The sequence below is a fragment of the Cesiribacter sp. SM1 genome (assembly GCF_020178975.1).
Classification (GTDB): domain Bacteria; phylum Bacteroidota; class Bacteroidia; order Cytophagales; family Cyclobacteriaceae; genus Cesiribacter.
Genome location: NZ_JAHXBU010000094.1, coordinates 777,724 through 798,222 on the forward strand (window position 1 = coordinate 777,724; position 20,499 = coordinate 798,222).

Consider the following 20,499-nt stretch of genomic DNA (forward strand, 5'->3'; position numbering starts at 1 on the left):
TCAGGCCTGTGGTTTCCGTATGTTCTGTGCAGGCTTTGTAAGTTCTAAAGCTGTAGGATCTGGTCTGTTAGCGCAAAGCTCTGTTTCTTTACAATAAGATTTTTGAAAGATTGCCGGAAAGCTATATTTGGCTGTCTGGATCACTGGAGTAATATATTTTAAACTTTTTTGCATGTCGTTGCCACCGGAAGTTGTTTTCAGATCAAGCGTAGATATCCAGGCCATGACCGATGTTGGCAGGTACCGGGCCCATAACGAAGATAACTTTATTGTATGCCCGGATCTGAGCCAGAAGCGCTGGTGCTTATCGGATCATCCCGCAGAATTACCGCCCCAGGGGTGTTTGTTAGTAGTAGCAGATGGAATGGGAGGAGCCAATGCCGGAGAGGTTGCCTCTGCAATAGCTGTTGAAACCATCAAGAACAGGTTTGATCTACTGGAAATAGAAGCCAGCCAGGAGGAGGAGCAGATACAGCGTTATATTGCCGGGGCAATTATGGAGGCTCACGAAGCTATTGTTGCTGCATCAGCAGAAAATCCCGATCGTGCAGGCATGGGTACCACCATTGTTGTTGCCTGGGTATTTCCCGAGAAGGCTGTTATGGCCTGGGTTGGCGATAGCAGGGCTTACCGCTTCAGTAAACAGGATGGGCTTAAACTGCTTACCAATGATCATTCGCTGGTGTGGGAGCTGGTAATGGCTGGTAAGCTTACACCCGATGAGGCAGACATACATCCGGACAGTAATATCATTACCCAAAGCCTGGGAGCGCCAGACCGTTTGCCCCGTCCGGACTTCACCACATGTGCTTTGAAACCCGGAGACCGTTTGCTGCTTTGCAGCGACGGCCTCAATAATATGCTCTCCCACAAAGCTATAGAGCAGATCCTGGCAAAGAAAATACCCCTCTCGGAAGCCGGTAAAAAGCTCATCGATGCTGCCAATGAAGAAGGTGGAGACGATAACATTACCGTTCTTTCACTGGAGTTGCTCGAAAAACCGCCTAAAAAGAATTTTTTCAACTTGTTTGGGCTTTTATCAGTATAAAATTGGCCAGCTAAAGAAGAGCTCCGGCTAAGGAGTTCTGTAAAAACATTGGTAAAACTGCAATGAGTATGGTTTCGACCCATTTTTTTGATAGGCATAGATTGAGAATGTACCTCCTGAAAGGACTGCTGCTTTTTACAGTCCTTTTTTCAGTGGTTTCTTTTGCTTTTGCTCAGCAATATACCCTGCGCGATCAGGCAGAAATAAAATACCGGGCGCAGCTTACACTGGTTGATTATGAAAGTATCCTGAACCTGATTTCCAATGCAGCCATTTCAGAGTCGGTACTAAGAGATGCCGCCCGTAATTCTTACAACAACCCCGATACCAGGCTCTTTTACACCCCGGAGGTGAGCCTGGTAGATGATATTGCACCTTCTGCATTGGATGCAGCGGATAAATCACCCTTAAAAGTGAAGGACTATATCCGGGAGTTCGACAGGATGTATGTTAAATCGGAGCTGGAAACAGTGGATTTCTACGATTTTCAGATCTCGAATCTTAAAAAGAAGGACAACCTGTACATCAGAATAAGGTATAAGGCTCATTTTAAAGGAAGGCACAAAACAGAGGTTGCTCCCTACAAACCTGTTGATCGTCTGGCAGAGCTGATTGTGGAAAAAAAGGAGGGGCGCTGGGTTACCTACATTTCCGGCATTATTCCCTACGACCCGGCCTTGCCCCTTAGCCAGGCACAGGATGATGTAAAGTTAGATGTTTCCGTTGCTGATGATGGTTCTTTTGCACAAAAGCTGGATGAATTAAAAGAGGCGCAAAATGCCCAGGAGCAACACGTGAACAGTGCCCTGATCGCGTATAGCTGGAAAGCATTTGACGATAAACGTTTTGAAGAGGTTCGCCTGCTGGCCAGGGAGGCCGAAGAACGCAGGGACTATGAGGCCGCCAGGCTGCTTTACGGGCAGGCCCTGCAGCTAAAACCAAAAGAGCCTGCTGTAGAGGCAAGCCTGGTTAAGCTTAATAAAACAATTCAGCAGCATGAGCTTCTTGAGCAGAAGTTCAGGGCCGGAGACTATGTTGAAGCAATTAAAGCCTACAGCGAGGCAATTGCACGCGAACCGGAAAATGCATACCTCTACTATGGAAGGGGAAAATCTTACGAGAAGCTAAACGAGCTGCAAACGGCGGTCAGGGATTTTTCTACGGCCATTAAAATTGACGGTAAGTATACAGAAGCTCTGGATAACAGGGCAAGGCTATATGTACGTATGGGCCAGCCAAAAAATGCTGTAGAGGATTATACCCAGATTACCCGCTATTTAAAAGATGCCTCGGTTTACTATACAGAAAGGGCAAAAATAAGGGCAGCCCAGGGCGATACCAGGGGTGCGCTGGAGGATTATGCTGCTGCCACCAGGCAAAACCCACAGCTAGCTGCTCCCTATTACGAGAAGGGCCTGATTCTGTATCAGCAAAAGCAGATGGATGGGGCAATTGAGGCTTTCAGGGCAGCAATTGCCAACGACAGCCTGCTTGCAGATGCTTATTATTTCCGGGGCTTAGCCTTTGTTGAAAACCACAACATCAGCTCAGCGGCCTATGATTTTGAAAAAGCCAGAAAAATAGGCCTGAAGGAGGAGCAGTTAGCGGCCATCGATCAGATTGCATCTTCTTATACTGCCGCCGGGGAGGCGGCCATGCAGAAGGCAGATTACAAGGCTGCTCTTGAAAATTACATAAAGGCAGTTATTTTCAATCCCGCTGATGATGGTGCCTGGTTGAAAAAGGGAGACGTACACCTGCAGCTGCAGGATTATGAAAATGCCGTTCAGAGCTACACGAAAGCCATAGCCCTTGAGGGTGTAACGCTTGCCTACTACAAAAGGGGCATGTTGTATTGGCAGCAAAGAGATTACACAGCCGCTAAAAGCGATTTTGAGAAATTTGTACCTATCGGAAAGGAGCTGGTAGGCAGGGCAGAAGGCAGGGCAGTTAACGCACCCTCTGCACAGGCGCTTGAGCTGGCGGCAGAGGAAATTGCAAATGCCTGGTACTATTTAGGAAATGCACAGCTAATGGCAGAACAGTATACCGGCGCACTCGAAAGTCTGGACAAGGCCCTTGAGATCAATAAAAACTATGCTGAAGCACTGTTTGCCAGGGGTTCTGTACAGATAGCGCTTAAGAATTATAAGAAAGCTATCAAGGATATAGAAAAAAGCCTGAAATCGAGCATCAAGGATAATCGCTGGGTGTACCTGGCACTGGGAGATGCATACCAGGCAATTGGTCAGTTTGATTATGCCATCAGTATATACAGCTACATTATCGATTCGGTTGATAAAGGTTTTGACCTGGCATATGTACACAGGGCCGACAGTTACAAAAATTTAAAATTGTACCAGCAGGCGCTGCAGGACATAAAGCTTGCCCTGTCACTCAATAATGCCTTAAACAGTGATGTTAGTCTTATTACCAGCAAAGGCTTGCTGGAGCTTTATGAGTCAAGGTACCAGGAGGCAGGGCTTACTTTTGACCAGGCATTAAGTATAGAACAAAACGATGCCTGGGCGCTGTACGGAAAAGCTTCTGTACTGGCCAGCCAGAATAAAATAGAAGAATCGCTGGATTTGTACCGTAAAGCTTTTCAGACCGGAAAAATAGAATGGTCGGCAATAAAAGATGATCCCATCATAAAAAATGTAAGTAAGCAAAAAGCTTTTAAGGACCTGGTAGATGCCTCCTTACGCCTCTAGAAGGAAAAGGAACGGAGAAAGCAGAAGAGCTTTAGGGCAGACTATATCTTTTTATCAGAGCATTTCGTTATCCTGTTTCTTAAAGATGACTTACCTTTATCGAATGGCAGGCAGCTGTTGCAGCAGATTTTTCTTGTCTGGTATGGCGCTAGCTGAAACATAATTTACTTACTACCCGAAAATTTTTGATATATGATTCGTTGTCACAAATGTGGTTTTTCCAATCAACATAATGCAAAAGAATGTGTCAAGTGCAGAACGAGCCTTGTAAACGGGGGCGCAGCAATGCCTGGTGCAGCAGATGCAGACAGCCGTAGTAAAAAAACAGTTGTGATTGGTGGTAAAGACGAAGCACCATGGGATCAGGTAAATGCCGCGCCTGCACAACGCAGCCGGCAACAGGGGGGTGTTCACACGGTCAGGAGAATTGTTCCGGATCCTAATACCTGCTGCCTGGTTGCCATTTCTCTTGATGAGGAAAAAGAACTAAGGAAAATTGATCTGCAGGAAGATCCTGTGCAGCTTGATCGCAACTTGCTGGATCCAGGGAACAGCTCAATCTCCAGAAGTGGGCATGCAACCATTTATGAAAAGAATGGCAAGTGGTATGTCGAAAACCTAACTGCTCTGAAAACAACTTTCATACAGGTGAACGGGCCGGTAGAGCTAACCGATGGAGATGTGCTGCTGATGGGCGATAGCCTGTTTAAGTTTAAAATGGGTAAAAAAGACTGATAATTATTTTTAGTGTGTTAATGTAATGATTTTTATATGGCATGGTCAATTCTGAAAAGTTCTGAAGATAGCCAGGATAGTGCCAATGGCAGGAAGTTGAATAAAGAACAGCCATCCTATCCCTACACCCTGGTGTTCCTGGATGCTGCAAAAAATGCACCTCAGGGCACCGAGAAAGTCATAGATGCGCCTTACATCAGCATTGGCAGAGATTCTGACTGCCTGATCAGCTACGGAGATGAGTTTCCGATGGTAAGCAGGCTGCATGCGGCCATAGAGTGGAGTGAAGACAGCTACAGCATCAGGCATTTGTCTAATACAAACCAGACCCTCCTGAACGACAGGCCCATTGCCCGGAAATGGTTTCTGCGCGATGATGATGTTATTCAGTTAGCGCCCTCGGGCCCGAGGATAAAATTCAAGCTGCCGCTCATCATCAACACAAAGTCTCCTAAGAAAGGCAGCAGTAGCAGTAAACTGGACCTGCATAACATAGCCCTTGTAACTGTAATTGTGCTGGCAGTATTGCTGGCAATATTGATGGTTTACCTCACGGTAGGGGACTAGGGTTTAGTTTGTGGAGAAGCGGTTCAACCCTTCAGCAGATCTGCGACACCTTCTTCTGCCACAGCAGTAATCAAATACAGCAAACTCCGTCGCGGAGCTTCAGGGCGGACAGACCAGAATTTTCATGGTTTGTCCGCTTTTTTTGTTGCGGTAAAAAAGCTTACAGTTGTAGGCCCTATCAAGCATAAGTTCAGGCAAAAGGCGCACATGATCTAACTTTATTCCGGCGGCCGTTATGCAATGCAAAATAATTGGATTGTAGCGCCATTTTTTATTAAAAATCACTCTAAAGTGGTATTTACATTGTAGATCTATGGCCATAATTTGATACTCCTAAGAGACTGTTGATGCGGCACCAAATCAAATATATGCATAGCAGCTATTCATTGGTTTCATAGATTAGGAACAGGATTCTTTCTCAATATGCTGCACTAGCTTACTCCTACTGATCTTATGTAGTGCAAAGGGAATTCTATCTACAAGTGCAGGAAAGTTGATGTACGCTTAATATTTGCCTTTGTATCAGGGTAATAAACGGTTCAAAGGTATTTGAACTTTACTTTTTAAGGGTTGGAAGGTGTTCTAAAGCACCTTCGCAAACATGTTATTATGCACATTTATTTTTAGCCATTGGAGGTATGAAGGCCCTTATTTTCCTCATTATTTTTTTTGGTGTGGTGTCTATTGCTAACAGCCAGTCGGGAACATTGGATAAAAGCTTTGGTACCAACGAAGGCTATACTCCCACTCCTTTTCCTAATGGATATTCTAATTTTTATGGTTTAGCCATTCAGTCTGATGAAAAAATAGTAGCAGTAGGTGAAAAATGTATGGGTGGGAAATGTGATAACAATACCAGTTCATTTGACTTTGCCATTGCTCGTTACGAGAAGAATGGAAAATTGGATACAAGTTTCGGTCCTAATAAGGATGGAAAGGTTGTTACTGATTTTGATGGGAGAAAAGACAATGCTAGGTCTGTGGCAATTCAATCTGATGGTAAAATAGTAGTGGTGGGCTATTCATCTGACGGTAGTTCATTTGACTTTGCCATTGCCCGCTATGAGAAGAATGGTACATTAGACAGAACCTTCGGTCCAAATAAAGATGGGAAGGTAATCACTGACATTAGTTCAGGAGAAGATAAAGCCTTTTTTCTTCTTATACTGGAGGATGATAGGATACTTGTAGTAGGACAGGCAAAGGATGGTAAAAGGCCTTCTGACTTTGCAGTTGTTTGCTATGAGAAGAATGGTATGTTAGATACCACCTTCGGCCCAAATAAAGATGGGAAGGTACGTACTGATATCAAGGGTAATGCTGATATAGGAAGAACTGCATTGATATATAATCAAAAGATATTAGTTGTAGGTGAAGCAGCAGTAAACGGCAGTTCCAATGACTTTGCCATTGTTTGTTATGATATGAATGGCACATTAGAGACTAGCTTCGGCCCGAATAAAGATGGAAAGGTTGTTACTGACTTTAGGGGAGGAAGCGATCGAGTTAGTACAGCAGCTATTATTGAAGAGGATAAAAAGTTTGTAGTGATGGGCGATGCACAAATTGGTAATTCATTTGATTTTGCCATTGCTCGCTATGATATGAATGGTACGTTAGATACCACCTTCGGCCCGAATAAAGATGGAAAGGTTGTTACTGACTTTAGGGGAAAAGATGATTGGGGAAACGCTTTGGCATTTCAGACAGATGGAAGTATGATACTGGCAGGTCAGGCTCATAAGGGTGTTGATTTCGATTTTGCTCTTTCACGCTACACCCGCAATGGCTTTATAGATACAAGTTTTGGTCCTGATAAAAATGGAAAAGTAGTTACTGCTATTGGTGCTGAAGGTGAAAATATTACCGCAGCATTAGTAAAAGATAATAATCTCTATGTTGCTGGTACATATCTACATCCTAGTAATCCAACTGCAGTAGTAGCGGCTTTTCATTTATTAGAGGACCCAGCCATAGAGTTATCAGTAACAGCAGGCCCCGAAGCAGCAGAACCCAGCAGGCACAGCCACTTTGTTATTAGTTCACCAGAACCACCTACAGAGGATCTGCTCATTCGCTATACCTTATGGGGAAGTGCTGGCGGAGGCACCGGCAAAGACTATACTACACTTCCCAGCCAGCAGGAGGTAAAGTTACCAGCAGGGCAAAAGTCAGTGAAGGTGGAGATAAAAGTAGAAGATGACTTAGAGTATGAACGAGATGAGCAGGTAACCCTGTTACTTAATCCTCCTACAGTACCTGGTGTTTTGCTGGATGAAAGCCAAAAATCAGCAACAGTAAAAATCAAGGATAATGACGAAGAACCTGTTCCGCAGCCGGAGCTGAAGACATCTGGAAACTGCTTACCTGGGGTAACGCTAACAATTGAAAATGCCGAAAATGCAACACAGATTGTATGGTTCAAAGATGGAAAAGCCATAAGCACTGTTGTGCCTGTGCCTGCGACCAGTGGTAGCACGGTAGCGGGCGGAGGCCAATCAGGTATTGGTCCCAACCAGTTATTGAATCCGAATAAGGTTTTTGTTGATGGGCAGAACACTGTTTATGTGGGCGATCGGGATAATCACCGTATTCAAAGGTGGACATCAGGTGCTAAAAGCGGCAGTACTGTGGCTGGTGGTAATGGTGCTGGAGCAGAAGCCAAGCACCTCTATTTTCCTAATGGTCTCCATGTAGATGGTAACGGGAATGTATTGATTGCCGACCAGGATAACAATCGTATCCAAATGTGGACACCAGGAGCTACTAGTGGGATTACTATAGCTGGAACGGGCAAACAAGGAAATGACGTCAATGAGTTTGATTCCCCCCGTGGACTTTTTATTGACAACGAGGGCAATTTATATATAGCAGATCATAACAATCACCGAATTCAAAAGTGGGCACCTGGAGCCAGCAGTGGTATAACCGTAGCAGGAAGTGGTGTAGCGGGCAGTGGAGCGAAAGATCTTCATAATCCCTCTGGAGTAGCTGTAGACATCCATAATAATATTTACGTTGCAGATCGGGATAACCATCGCATCCAAATGTGGACTCCGGGAGCTGATGCTGGAATAACTGTTGCCGGAGGTAGCAAAGCAGAAAGTGAAGCGGAAAAGTTGAGTTCTCCTGCTGGTGTGTTTGTGGATGGTGTGGGTAACCTGTATATCGCTGATCGGGGAAACAACCGCATTCAGATGTGGGCTCCGGGAGCTGATGCTGGAATAACTGTTGCCGGAAGTGGCGAAGCAGGCAATGGAGCAGATGAGTTTGATGGAGTCTGGGATGTATTTGTCGATAAAACAGGAAATATATATGCAGCAGATTATAAGAATCACCGCATCCAGAAATGGGCAGCTCCTACACTAACTACAACTTTTACTCCTGCCGAACCAGGTGTTTATTCAGCAGCAGTTACTTATGGTTCCAAAACAGTCAATACGAAGGCTGAAACAATTAGAGAAGTTGTAGAAGTAAGTGTCAGCATTTCAGCTGAGCCTTCTACTCCTATTATTGCTGGTACCAAAGTAACTTTTACAGCTGTTCCTACACATGGCGGAGAAAATCCAGTTTTTGTGTGGAGGGTGAATGGAGTAGCTGTAAAAGGGGAAAATGGACCTGTCTTTACCAGTTCAACATTGAAAGATGGGGATGTGGTCATGTGTGATCTCACCTCTGATGCTCCCTGCACGGAGGAACCAACAATTAGTTCCAATTCTATTCCCATAACTGTGCTTCCAGTTATAGAATTATCGGTGACAGCAGGCCCGGATGCATCAGAGGATGATGAGCACAGTTACTTTACCATTACAGCGAGTGCTAAGCACACAGAGGATCTGATGATTAGCTACAATTTCACAGGCAGCAGTGCTCTAAGGGGCAGCGAAAAGGACTACATCACCGATCCTGTGGGGGATGAGGTAAAGCTAGCGGCAGGAGAGACGTCTGTACAGGTGAAGATACTGGTAGAGGGTGATAATGTTGCTGAAGATGATGAAGAGGTGATCCTGACACTGGAGCCACCTACTGCCGCAGGGGTAAAGCTGGATGAGGCAAAGAAAACCGCCAGCCTGACCATCAAAGATGATGATGAGGATCCAGAGCCAGTTATAGAGTTATCGGTGACAGCAGGCCCGGATGCATCAGAGGATGATGAGCACAGTTACTTTACCATTACAGCGAGTGCTAAGCATACAGAGGATCTGATGATTGGCTACAGCCTCTCGGGTGTTGCTCTAAGGGGCAGCGAAAAGGACTTTCTCACAGATCCTGCGGGGGATGAAGTACGGCTAAAGGCAGGAGAGACATCTGTACAGGTGAAGATACTGGTAGAGGGTGATGATATAGAAGAGCCTGATGAAGAGGTGATCCTGACGCTGGAGCCACCTACTGCCGCAGGGGTAAAGCTGGATGAGGCAAAGAAAACCGCCAGCCTGACCATCAAAGATGATGATGAGGATCCAGTAGATCCAGACCCGGTATTGCTATCGGTGACAGCAGGCCCGGATGCATCAGAGGATGATGAGCACAGTTACTTTACCATTACAGCGAGTGCTAAGCATACAGAGGATCTGATGATTGGCTACAGCCTCTCGGGTGTTGCTCTAAGGGGCAGCGAAAAGGACTTTCTCACAGATCCTGCGGGGGATGAAGTACGGCTAAAGGCAGGAGAGACGTCTGTACAGGTGAAGATACTGGTAGAGGGTGATAATGTTGCTGAAGATGATGAAGAGGTGATCCTGACGCTGGAGCCACCTACTGCCGCAGGGGTAAAGCTGGATGAGGCAAAGAAAACCGCCAGCCTGACCATCAAAGATGATGATTTCTCAGGTCCTGTGATCGCCATGTTGCCTAATCTTTTTTCTCCTAATGGAGACCAGGTGAACGATTTCTTCATTTTGCATGCCACTAATTTACAGGCTGTGCACTTGCAGATCTTTAATCGTCAGGGCAGGCTGATTTTTGAAACCAAAAGCCTTAATGCTGCTACCGAACTGGGCTGGGATGGAACGCACAATGGAGAGGATGTGCCGGAGGATACATACGTTTGGATTCTGAACTACCAGGATATGGCGCCCAAACCAACAAGTTTGAAATTAAAAGGTAGTGTTACACTCATTAGGTAGAGGAATTTTCTTCTACAACACAAGGGCAACACACAGCTTGTAAGCTTATTATAACCACAGCATAAGTAGACGTTGTACTGTGCATCCACTTTGCATCTTTCATAGAAGTTTTTTAAAAATCACTCTAAAGCGGTATTTCCCTTTTAGTCCAAAGGTCATAATTTGATACTCCTAGTAGATTATTGCCACGACACCTTTTTGTGCAGAGGCTAAGAAGATTTTCAGGTTACATTGAAGTAGGACGGCACCTGCCTTGATATTAGCCTGAGTTACTCTGAACCACTTTTTGTAGAGCATATTTTGAGATTTTTTCGATTGGAGTATAGAAAACAAGCCTATGCTTCAATCCTGTTTTTGAGATGCTTAGGGATTTGGATGCGCTGTGTATGAACAGCATGCTAAATCCAGAACAGCTCATCACTCCTGTGAATTTTGTACTAGCCCGATAAATCTCCAAAGCCGGCACATGTCAAACTAAAAGGAAGTGTTACGCTAATACGATAAAACATGCATTTTATTCGATCTGTACTTTTTGCGGGAGCACTCTTTTTACTTATAAGCCCAAGAGCTTTTGCCCAGTACGCTACTCCTAACAGTTTTTGGCTAAATCCACAACTAACTGCGCCAACAGCCATGGCAAGTTATAATTACCAGCAGGTAAGTGCACATTACAGGCAACAATCGCTGGTAAATAACATTCGCAGCAGAAGCATGGTGTTAAGCGGCCAGTTCTCAATGTATGGCAAAAGGAATACCCAGTTTGGTACCATTGGCCTGAACCTGATGCGCGATGAAAGCGGCTCCTCCTACCTGTTTTCCACAAGTGGCGCCATGTTCAGCTACAATTACGATGTAAGCCTTAGCAGCCGCCATCATCTTGTAGCAGGCGTACAGGGTGGCTATTTTTCCCGGAGCATAGACTGGAATAAGGTTACCACCAGCAGCCAGTACAACAACGGGCAGTTTGAGCCTGGCATCAACCACGGAGAAAATTTTACCGATTACAGGAGCCACACCTACACAACCAATGTTGGACTGGCTTACTACCTGGCTGATATGCGGGGAGAGCAGCTGTTCCATATAGGCCTTGGCATGATCAATGCGAACAAAGGCAGGTTTACCTACCTGGATAATGATGAAAACCAGGCAGAGCCCGTAAGGTGGGTGGCCTATTCGCAATTCAGGGTCTTCAGCAGCCCATCTTTTGAGGTGGTATCAGATGTATACTGGCAGCAGGAAAGCGGGGTGAGTGACTTTATGGGAGGGCTGCAGCTAAGAAGAAGCATCAATCCCAGGGAAACAGTATCCGATGAGCACCTGGGGCTGGGATTGCATTATTCTCCGGATCATGCAGCAACGCTCTCCATGCAGCTGATGAAACCAAACTGGCTGCTGGGCCTTAGCTACAGCATGCCTTTTGGCAACCAGCAGTTGCAGAATGTTCAGAACGTAGCAGAGGTTACCCTTGGCTGGCGAATGCAGCGGCCTGGCAAGCGCGGTTCCTTCTATGGCGGTGGCTCCAGGGGAAAAATGCCTTATCAGGCAAAAAAAACAGCCCCATGGCAGCCCAACAAAAAAGCGCCATCCTATAAGTTCAAGCCTAACAGAAAGCCTGCACCTGCCTTCAAAAAGAAGTTTGGCAGGAAAATAGCGCCATATAAATTCAAGACAAAAAAGAAGGCCACCTTCAATTATAAAATAGCCAGGAAAAAAGCGTTCAAACATCATAAGAAGGTGAATAAAAGCAGGGGCATTTCTTACAACCCCATGAAATTCAAAAAGTGGAAGCCTAAAAGAAGATCGGCCTGGAAGCCCTCCGGACGAAGATTCAAGGGCTGGAAAACATGATTGGTTTCGGCTAAGCTCAGTTGGGAGTACTTAATTATTAGGCCCCTGGAAAGCTGCTAAATACCTCTTTAGTGGTATTTATTATGGCTTTTTATCTTACTAACTTCATTTACTCTAAATATATCAAATGCTGTAGATGCTACACTTTGGTGTCAGGAGAGGCAGAATCCTAATTTCTTTGGCCTGACTGCTTTCAAGGGGCGGTTCTTACTTAATTTTTTATGCCAGTTTTAAAACAGAACGAAGTTTTTGCCGGGCGATACATTTTATGCCAGCCCATTGGTGAGGGTGGTTTCTCTGAGGTTTGGAAAGCCAAAGACCAGATGGCGGATGATGCAATTGTGGCAATAAAAATCTATGCACCAGACAAAGGCCTTGATGATTACGGGGTTCGCCAGTTCCGCAAGGAATTTTCCATGACCTACCATCTTACACACCCCCACCTGCTGAAAGTCTACCATTTCGATATTTCTGATGGTTCTCCCTACCTGATCATGCCTTTCTGTCCCTTTGGCTCCCTGGCCAGGGTGTTGAGAGACGAAGGTCCCTTTAGTGAAAGGCAGGTGGCGCTGGCGATGTGCCAGATAGGCTCGGCCCTGGAAGAACTGCACCGGCAGGATCCTTCCATTATTCATCAGGATATAAAGCCGGATAATATTTTAGTACTGAATGCAGAGTGTTACCTTCTGGCAGATTTTGGAATTAGCAGCCAGATCAGGCATACCCTGCGAAAAGCTACCTCCAACATGCAATCACTTACGGTTGCTTATGCCCCGCCGGAACGCTTCGATCGCCACCCTACCTCCGATATTACAAGCGATATTTTTTCACTTGGCGTTACCCTCTACGAGATATGCACCAACACCATTCCCTGGAGTGGGGCGGGGGGGCAATGCCTGCTGAAGGGCGCCCTGGTGCCTGTTCTTCCTGATAACTTCTCTCCCGAGCTCAATGAGCTGCTTGAGGCATGTATGTCGGTAGATCGGAGCAAAAGACCTACAGCTGCCGAACTGCATGCTAAAGGAAGGCGCTTTCTGGAAACCGGCACCTGGAGTGAGCCTAAGAAGAAAAGAGGAGGGCAGCTTCTTAAAAAAAGGTCTTTTCAGTACCTGCTAGCTGCTGCAGTTGCACTTTTTGCCTTAGCAGGCTATTGGTTTTACAATAGTGAGTATAGCAGTTCTGCAGGGTACGCAAATAGTACAGCTTCTTCCGGCATACAGCAGCAAAACTCCAGAGCGCTGGAAGATAAAATTAAAACTATGGAAGCCCAGCTGGTTGAAGCCAATCAGCGGATTGTACAGCAGGACTCTACCAACAGCACCCTGCTGCAAAGCAACAAACTACCGGTAGCAGGTGCCCAGGATCTAATAGCTAACAAAGAGAGCGAACTTAAAACAGATCAAAGGAGTGCAAGGCAGCCTGAGGTTGTAATAGAGAGCAACACAAGCAGACTAAACCTGGAGCTAAGGAAACACCTGAATCAGATATCTGATCCTGGAATTTCTAAAGAGATACGCTCTGGCCGAAAGCAGGAGGTGTTGGGCAAATTTGCCGATGGTTCTGTTCAGGTACTGGATGAATCGGAGGGTACTGTGAAAGAATACAGGGCCGGCGTTTTTCTCACCATCCTGCTTAATTCTCCACATGAGGTTGATCTCCGGGAGGTAAAAAGAGACCGCAACAGTAAAATCGTTGAGCTTAGGCTATCCATGAAATCTTTAAAGCAGAATTTGTAAAGCTGCACACATAAAGATTATTAGCTCTCCACAGAATGAATTTTTTAGATTAAACTATATTCTGAATGTCGATGCCACCGGAAGTTGTGTTCGAAACAAAGATAAACATCCAGGCCATAACGGATGTAGGGATGTCTCGTGCACACAATGAGGATAATTTTATTGTATGTCCGGACCTAAGCGAAAAGCACTGGTGCTTGTCTGATCATCCTGCGAACTTATCTTCCAGGGGAAGTCTGCTGGTGGTTGCCGACGGTATGGGCGGGGCTAATGCCGGCGAAGTTGCTTCAGAAATAGCTGTAGAAACCATCCGTAACTGCTTTGATGCCCTGGATATTGAGGAAAATCCTGAAGATAGCAAGGTTAAGGATTACCTCTACCGGGTTATTTTAGAAGCTCATAAGGCCATTGTTGCTGCATCTCATCAAAACCCTTCCTGTGGGGGTATGGGCACAACCATACTTATTGCGTGGGTTTTTCCAGACAGGGCAGTTTTTGCCTGGGTTGGTGATAGCCGCGGGTATTTGCATCGAAAACGCAGCGGACTTAAAATTATTACCAACGACCATTCTATGGTGTGGGAGTTGGTAGAGGCTGGCAAGCTTACCCCCGAGGAGGCAGACGTTCATCCCGATAACAATATCATTACCCAGAGCCTGGGAGATGAAGACCATCCCCCCCGGCCAGATTTTCTTAGCTGTCCGCTTGAGCCCGGCGATCGTTTGCTGCTTTGCAGCGACGGCCTTAATAACATGGTAACCCACAAGGCCATAGAGAAGATTCTGGGAGAAGGTACCTCCCTGGCAGCTGCCTGCCAGCAACTGGTTCAGTCTGCCAACCAGGGTGGCGGGTCTGATAACATCACTGTTCTTTCTCTTGAGTTGCTGGAAAATGCTCCTAAGAAAGAGGCAAAGAGTTACTTATGGTTTTTATTGGGCCTGGGGATAGCTGGCTGTTTGCTCTTAGGCTGGATGTTATTTCGTGCGCCTGCGGCTGCTGATTCGGCTCCACAACTTAACGATACTTATGTGCTGCAGCAGGAAGTAGCAGCCCTGGAGCCAAGTCCCGATAAAAAACTAACAGTGAGTAATTCAGGAACTGAAGAAGCACATGCTGCAGCAGAACCAACCCCGGCAGCGGTTGCTCCTGAACTAAAGCTTGCGCTTGCAAGGTACGATTACCTCGACAGTATGCTTGGTCTGCGTTTTCCCGATGAAGACTTTAGTGCTGCAGATCAGCAGCGTATTCTCTTATCCCGGATGGCTGCAGGCGATTCATTAACTACTGCAAACAATGAAAAAGCAGTAAACGAATTATTGAGCCTTGCCCGAAAGTATCACCTCGGTTACGCTGCCGATGATAGTGCCCGGCAGTATTTTCTGGATTATTTATCCGGCAAAGACAAAGTGGTGATCGACGAGGTAGCGCGGGAGCTCATCAGAATGGAGTTATTAATTAACCAGGTTAAACCCCTTTGAGTATGTTGTCAAAGTACTTACTAAAAGAGCTGGGGTTGGAAAAATATATTCTGGGGGGGCTGCTTTTTCTGGGGTTAAATTTCTCCCTTACTAGTTACTCCCATGCGCAGGAGTACAGCCTTAGGGATCAGGCAGAAATAAAATATCTGGCGCAGCTAACGCTGATTGATTATGAGGGCTTCCTGAATCTTGTTTCAAACTCATCGGTTTCAAAATCAGTGGTAAAAGATGCTATTCACAATGCCTATGAAAATCCCGCGACCAGATTCTTTTATTCTGAGCACATCAAAGTAGAGGATAATATACTGCCTTCCGCTATAGACTCACCTGAAAAGACTGGCAGCAGCGTAAAGGATTATATCCGCGAATTTGATGAGATGTATGTTAAATCAGCACTTGAAACAGTAGACTTCTACAACTTTCAGATAACCGATCTTAAATACCGCGACTACCTGTATGTAAGGGTAAAGTATACGGTTGATTTTAAAGGGAGACATAAAAAAGATGCTGCTCCCTATAAGCCGGTAGAGCGAGTGGCAGAGCTAAGAGCAGAAAAAAGAGGTGATACCTGGGTTACTTATATTACTAGTATTACTAAATTTGACCAGGCTCAGCCCCTTGGATCAAAAGCAGATGATATTAAGTTGAACAGGGCCATTGCTGATGATGGTACCTTTACCCGCAAGCTCGATGAGCTGGTAAAGTCCCAGCAATCTCAAAGACAAAGAGCAGGCAGTTTAGTAAACCACTGGAAGGCCTACGATGATAAGAGATTTGAAGAGGTACAGCTATTAGCAGAGCAGGCACTGGATGTGCGTGACTATGCCAACGCAAGGCATTATTATACCCAGGCCCTGCATGTAAAACCAAATAATGCAGCTGTAGAGGCTAAACTGCTCAAACTCGAAACGACTGTAAAGCAAAATGAGCTCCTGGCAAAAAAGTTTGCAGCAGGGCATTACATGGAAGCCATCAAGGAGTACAGCAAAGCAATTGCCGGAGATGCGAATAATCCAGACTACTACTATGGCAGGGGAAAATGCTATGAGAAGCTGAATGACACCAAAGAGGCAATCAAAGATCTTTCTGCGGCAGTTAAGCTGGATAATAACTTTGTAGATGCGTTAAGCAACAGGGCACAACTCTACATCCGCACCTCGCAGCCACAAAAAGCTATTGAAGACTACAACCAGATCATTAAAAGCCTGTACGATGCATCTATTTACTATCCCGCAAGGGCCAAACTGAAAATTGCCATGGGAGATGTAAAGGGCGCCTTGGATGATTATACCGCTGTGATAGCGTTAAACCCCGGCCTGGCTGCAAATTATTTCGAAAAAGGAATGGTGCAGTATGAGCAAAAGCAGCATGAAGAGGCAATCAGTACATTCAGTGCAGCCATTGAAAAAGACAGCCTTTTTGCTCAGGCATATTATTACCGCGGGCTGGCCCACATCGAGAATGAGAATATTAATGCTGCAGCTATAGATTTTGAAAGAGCCAGGAAGATTGGCATGGAAAAAGCCCAGCTATCTGCAATGGAAAACATTGCTTCAGATTATTTCAAATCTGGTGAAGAAGCAATGGAGAAAGCCAACCATAAAAACGCCCTGGCAGCTTTTATCAAAGCTGTGCTTATTGCACCAGGCGATGATAGGGCATGGTTGCGCAAAGGAGATGCCCATTACAGTCTCAATGATTTTGAAAATGCGGTTCAAAGTTATACAAAGGCAGCAGAGCTGGAGAAGGTTTCCCTGGCTTATTACAAGCGCGGACTGGCTTACCGGCAAATAAAAGATGAGGAGTCGGCCAGGAATGACTTTAAACAGTTTGTTTCTGTAGGTAAAAAGCTGATCAGCAATATTGAAAAGCAGGCCAGTCTTGCCACATCAGAAAAAGCCTTATCTAAGCTGGCAGAACAGGTGGCTGATACATGGTACATGATAGGGAATGCCCAGCTACTGGCAGAGCAGTATTCCGATGCAATTGCAAGCCTGGAAAAAGGGCTTGAAATTAATAAAGCCCACACCCGTGCCTTATTTGCAAGAGGAGCGGCTTATTATGGCCTTAAAAATTACAAAAAAGCCATCAAAGACATTGAGAAAAGCATCCAGTGGGGTATTGAAGATGGTCCGGGTGTTTACCTACTACTGGGCGATGCTTACAAGGCAAACGAGCAGGCAGATGTTTCCATACAAATTTATACCTACATCATTGATAAGGTTAACCCTAAATATGATCAGGCGTACATACACCGATCCCTCTGTTACAAAAATTTCAGGCAGTACCAATTAGCACTTCAGGATATTAATGTTGCCCTTTCAATTAATGAGTCACTGAAGCAGGACCTTAGCTTAATGACGAGCAAGGGTCTCATGGAACTGTATGAAAGCAAAATTCAGGAGGCAGATCTCACTTTTGACCAGGCTTTGAGCATTTCAGAAAATGATGCCTGGGCCCTATACGGAAAAGCCTGTGTACTGGCAAGCCAGAACAAGGTAGAGGAATCACTGGATTTGTTTCGTAAGTCTTTTCAGCCAAAAGTAATTGAGTGGTCGGCAATAAAAGACGATCCGATCATTAAAACAGTAAGCCAGCAGAAAGCTTTTATGGATCTGTTCCAGGCTTCTTTCAGCATGTAGAAGGTTTGGAAAACACTCTACTACACCTGATGCATTGCCTTTTTCCTATGGTTTTGTAAAAAGAAAGAGTGATAGGTGCTGTTGGCCCTTACTGGCCTGATAAGCAGGGGATTTGTTAAAATTAAATTATAATTAAATTGAGGAATAATTTCATATTTTATGATTATTTAGTATTTTGATGATGCTATTCCTCGCCTGAAATTTTTAAGCAACTGTTGCTTGGGCACAGTAAATGCAGGCATCTGAAACAACATCTCTGATAGAACTTTAACAGCTTATAAGAATCCTCCTGACTCTCCTGATTTTTTTGTGGAGTCTTTCTAAGTCTGTATATACAATAGCTTAACAAAAGCTTTAGCAGGAGAATTGCCGTTTTCTCCCTGAAATTGCTTTGCCTTTAGCGAGCAGGGGACTGCTGCCATACCCATATACTTTTTAATTCGTTTCGCTTTCTTCAGATGGAAAACCAGTACGCCTACCTGCAGGACTTTTTTCTGCTCAATGCTGTGCCTGATACTAATCAGGTGGATGAGACTCTGTTGCAAAGTTTTATTGATGGAAACGAAGCAATAGAGGGGGGCGCTAGTTTCTTTTGGTTGATGAATTACATGAAGCGCGAGCCGGAGTATGTAAGCAGTTCCATTAAGCAGGTTTTGGGGTATCATAAAGCTTTTCTGAATAATGGCAGCATAAGCAGCTATTTAAGGCTTATTCCGGCAGAGGACAGAAATCTCCTGCGGAAAGTATTTTCGGATATATACGATTACTATCAGCAAATTCCGCTTGATGAAAAAGGCCTGTACCGCTTTGATTTCAACTATCGGGTGCAGCGCATTGATCAGCGCCTGATCTCTGTGATGCAGCAAACTATATTTCTACAGTCCTCTCCTACAGGTTTGCCGCTTTTGGAGCTAAGTTTATTAACTGATTTTAGTACCTATAAAAGTAATCCCCTCATTCAGCTGCAAATTTTTAAGTTGCAGAATGGTTCTTACAAAAGAGTGGCGGCCTGCCAGTACGATGAGTGCCTGGACAAACTAACAGACAGGGAAAAAGAAGTGATTGAGCTGATTGCCCATGGTTTAACAGATAAAGAAATAGCAGATAAAATGTGTATTAGCCTGCATACGGTAAAAACACATCGTAAAAACATCATCAGTAAAACAAATTCCAGAAATACGGCAGAGGCAGTTAATAAATACCTGGCTACACTGGCACCTGAGCAATAAAAGTGGGGAACATACACAATGGAGCGAGCTGCCTGAGCAAAAATGCTGTAGCTGAAAAAGACTGCCTGAAAGTGGTGTGACTGCTATGGAGTGTGCTTAATTCTGACATCTCCAAACAAAAGGTATGCGTGGGTTGTAGAGGCAGGATACCCTGAAGAGACAGGAGTGGAACCAGGATATGTTACCGTTTAGCATAAACCATTTGCCAGGCTAAATTGAAGCAGCTCGGCGGTATTCCTGGACTGTGTTTTCTCCAGCATGTTCTTTCGGTGCGTTTTAATGGTGTGCAGGCTGCGGTTTAGTTTTTCAGCTATTTTTTCGCTGCTGTAGCCATTCCTGATCCAGTGCAGAATATTTAGTTCTGCGGGAGAAAGCTGTTGATTGGCCTCGGCCTGATCTGGTGCGAAAGTTTTTACATCTTCGTTTTCCCAGATGTGATTACTGTTGAGTGACTGGGCAAGGTAGGTAATCTTATAATTCGGAGATGGATATGGAATTACCGTGCAAACGCCTGCATTGATCAGCGGCCTTCCGTTTTTATCAATCTTGTGAAAATTATTTATCTGCCTGATGCTTAGCGTATTGCCGTTGGGCTGCTGAATCCTGTAGTTGAAAATAAAACGATGTTTAACATCAGGCTTTGAAGGAGCCTCGGCCAGGAAACTGCAAATGGACTTGAAAATTGAATTGTTAATAATCTCCCAGTCCTGTTTGTTAATTAAGCTGGTGTAGTACCGGATTCCCTCTTTTTTAACCAGATGTGCCGAATGGTTTACCACATCGCTGAAAGTACTGCTGAAAAAGATATAGCCGCCGGTACGGTAGTCAACCATATAAGAATAACTGTTGGTGGCTTTCAAAAGTAAGCGGGATGCTTCGCTGATCAGGGGATAACCGGCGGTATCGGAGGCAAGGCCATTGTATTCAGCAATGGTTTTTTGCACAAAATCAATATAGTTCAAGAACTGGCTCATGGGCCACGGGGGTTAAAAGTATTGTATGCCAAGCTGCCTTTGGCTACGGTTGCAAAGGCCTTTCAGAAAAAATCCTGCAGCTTTCTGCAGTTATAATAAAAGCAATCTGGAAGCAGTGTCTGTAAAAAAAGTTACAGAATATATTAATAAAGGCCTAATGTATAACAAGTTAATTGTATAAACAAAAGTTTAAAGAAGAAAAATCAAAGGATCGTAAAATTTATGTAGCAACTTTGATTCTTTAGAAATTAAGCTAAAAAATACCTCTTTAGTGGTATTGTCGCTGCCTGATAAAAGGGCTAATTTTCATTTATTAATAATTCGCAAAGGAAAAGCTGAATTATACTTTTATGATAGGTGGCTATGGTGCCACGGGCAAGCACCTGTCTGTGTAGTACAGGT

General features: G+C 44.9%; 11 protein-coding genes. 10 read left to right on the forward strand and 1 reads right to left on the reverse strand.

Annotated features, from left to right (window positions below; translation table 11 throughout):
• Positions 1 to 172: 172 nt before the first annotated feature.
• The 10 genes from KWJ01_RS27330 (at position 173) to KWJ01_RS27375 (ending at position 19,123) form a co-directional block, all read left to right on the forward strand.
• On the forward strand, positions 173 to 1,048 hold the full coding sequence (locus KWJ01_RS27330; protein WP_225000317.1) for a Stp1/IreP family PP2C-type Ser/Thr phosphatase: 876 nt from the start codon (positions 173 to 175) through the stop codon (positions 1,046 to 1,048).
• A 107-nt stretch (positions 1,049 to 1,155) separates the two neighbouring features.
• Positions 1,156 to 3,762, forward strand: a complete 2,607-nt coding sequence (locus KWJ01_RS27335; protein WP_225000318.1) for a tetratricopeptide repeat protein — start codon at positions 1,156 to 1,158, stop codon at positions 3,760 to 3,762.
• Between the two features lie 285 nt (positions 3,763 to 4,047).
• Positions 4,048 to 4,497 (forward strand): FHA domain-containing protein, encoded by a 450-nt coding sequence (locus tag KWJ01_RS27340; RefSeq protein ID WP_225000319.1) that lies wholly within the window; start codon positions 4,048 to 4,050, stop codon positions 4,495 to 4,497.
• A 36-nt stretch (positions 4,498 to 4,533) separates the two neighbouring features.
• Positions 4,534 to 5,064 carry an FHA domain-containing protein gene (locus KWJ01_RS27345; RefSeq protein WP_225000320.1) on the forward strand — a complete coding sequence of 177 codons (531 nt, stop codon included), beginning with the start codon at positions 4,534 to 4,536 and terminating at the stop codon, positions 5,062 to 5,064.
• Positions 5,065 to 5,702: 638 nt separating this feature from the next.
• Positions 5,703 to 10,190, forward strand: coding sequence for a gliding motility-associated C-terminal domain-containing protein (locus tag KWJ01_RS27350; protein WP_225000321.1), 4,488 nt, complete (start codon positions 5,703 to 5,705; stop codon positions 10,188 to 10,190).
• A 507-nt stretch (positions 10,191 to 10,697) separates the two neighbouring features.
• The gene (locus KWJ01_RS27355; RefSeq protein ID WP_225000322.1) at positions 10,698 to 12,038 is read left to right on the forward strand and encodes a PorP/SprF family type IX secretion system membrane protein; all 1,341 of its coding nucleotides are present in this window, start codon (positions 10,698 to 10,700) and stop codon (positions 12,036 to 12,038) included.
• Positions 12,039 to 12,259: 221 nt separating this feature from the next.
• Positions 12,260 to 13,774 (forward strand): serine/threonine-protein kinase, encoded by a 1,515-nt coding sequence (locus tag KWJ01_RS27360; protein ID WP_225000323.1) that lies wholly within the window; start codon positions 12,260 to 12,262, stop codon positions 13,772 to 13,774.
• A gap of 65 nt (positions 13,775 to 13,839) precedes the next feature.
• Positions 13,840 to 15,252, forward strand: coding sequence for a Stp1/IreP family PP2C-type Ser/Thr phosphatase (locus tag KWJ01_RS27365; protein ID WP_225000324.1), 1,413 nt, complete (start codon positions 13,840 to 13,842; stop codon positions 15,250 to 15,252).
• A 2-nt stretch (positions 15,253 to 15,254) separates the two neighbouring features.
• Positions 15,255 to 17,894 carry a tetratricopeptide repeat protein gene (locus KWJ01_RS27370; protein ID WP_225000325.1) on the forward strand — a complete coding sequence of 880 codons (2,640 nt, stop codon included), beginning with the start codon at positions 15,255 to 15,257 and terminating at the stop codon, positions 17,892 to 17,894.
• Positions 17,895 to 18,352: 458 nt separating this feature from the next.
• Complete coding sequence (locus tag KWJ01_RS27375) at positions 18,353 to 19,123, forward strand: response regulator transcription factor (protein ID WP_225000326.1); 771 nt, start codon at positions 18,353 to 18,355, stop codon at positions 19,121 to 19,123.
• A 188-nt stretch (positions 19,124 to 19,311) separates the two neighbouring features.
• On the opposite strand, the gene KWJ01_RS27380 is transcribed toward KWJ01_RS27375, so the two are convergent.
• Positions 19,312 to 20,097, reverse strand: coding sequence for a helix-turn-helix transcriptional regulator (locus KWJ01_RS27380; protein WP_225000327.1), 786 nt, complete (start codon positions 20,095 to 20,097; stop codon positions 19,312 to 19,314).
• Positions 20,098 to 20,499: the final 402 nt, after the last annotated feature.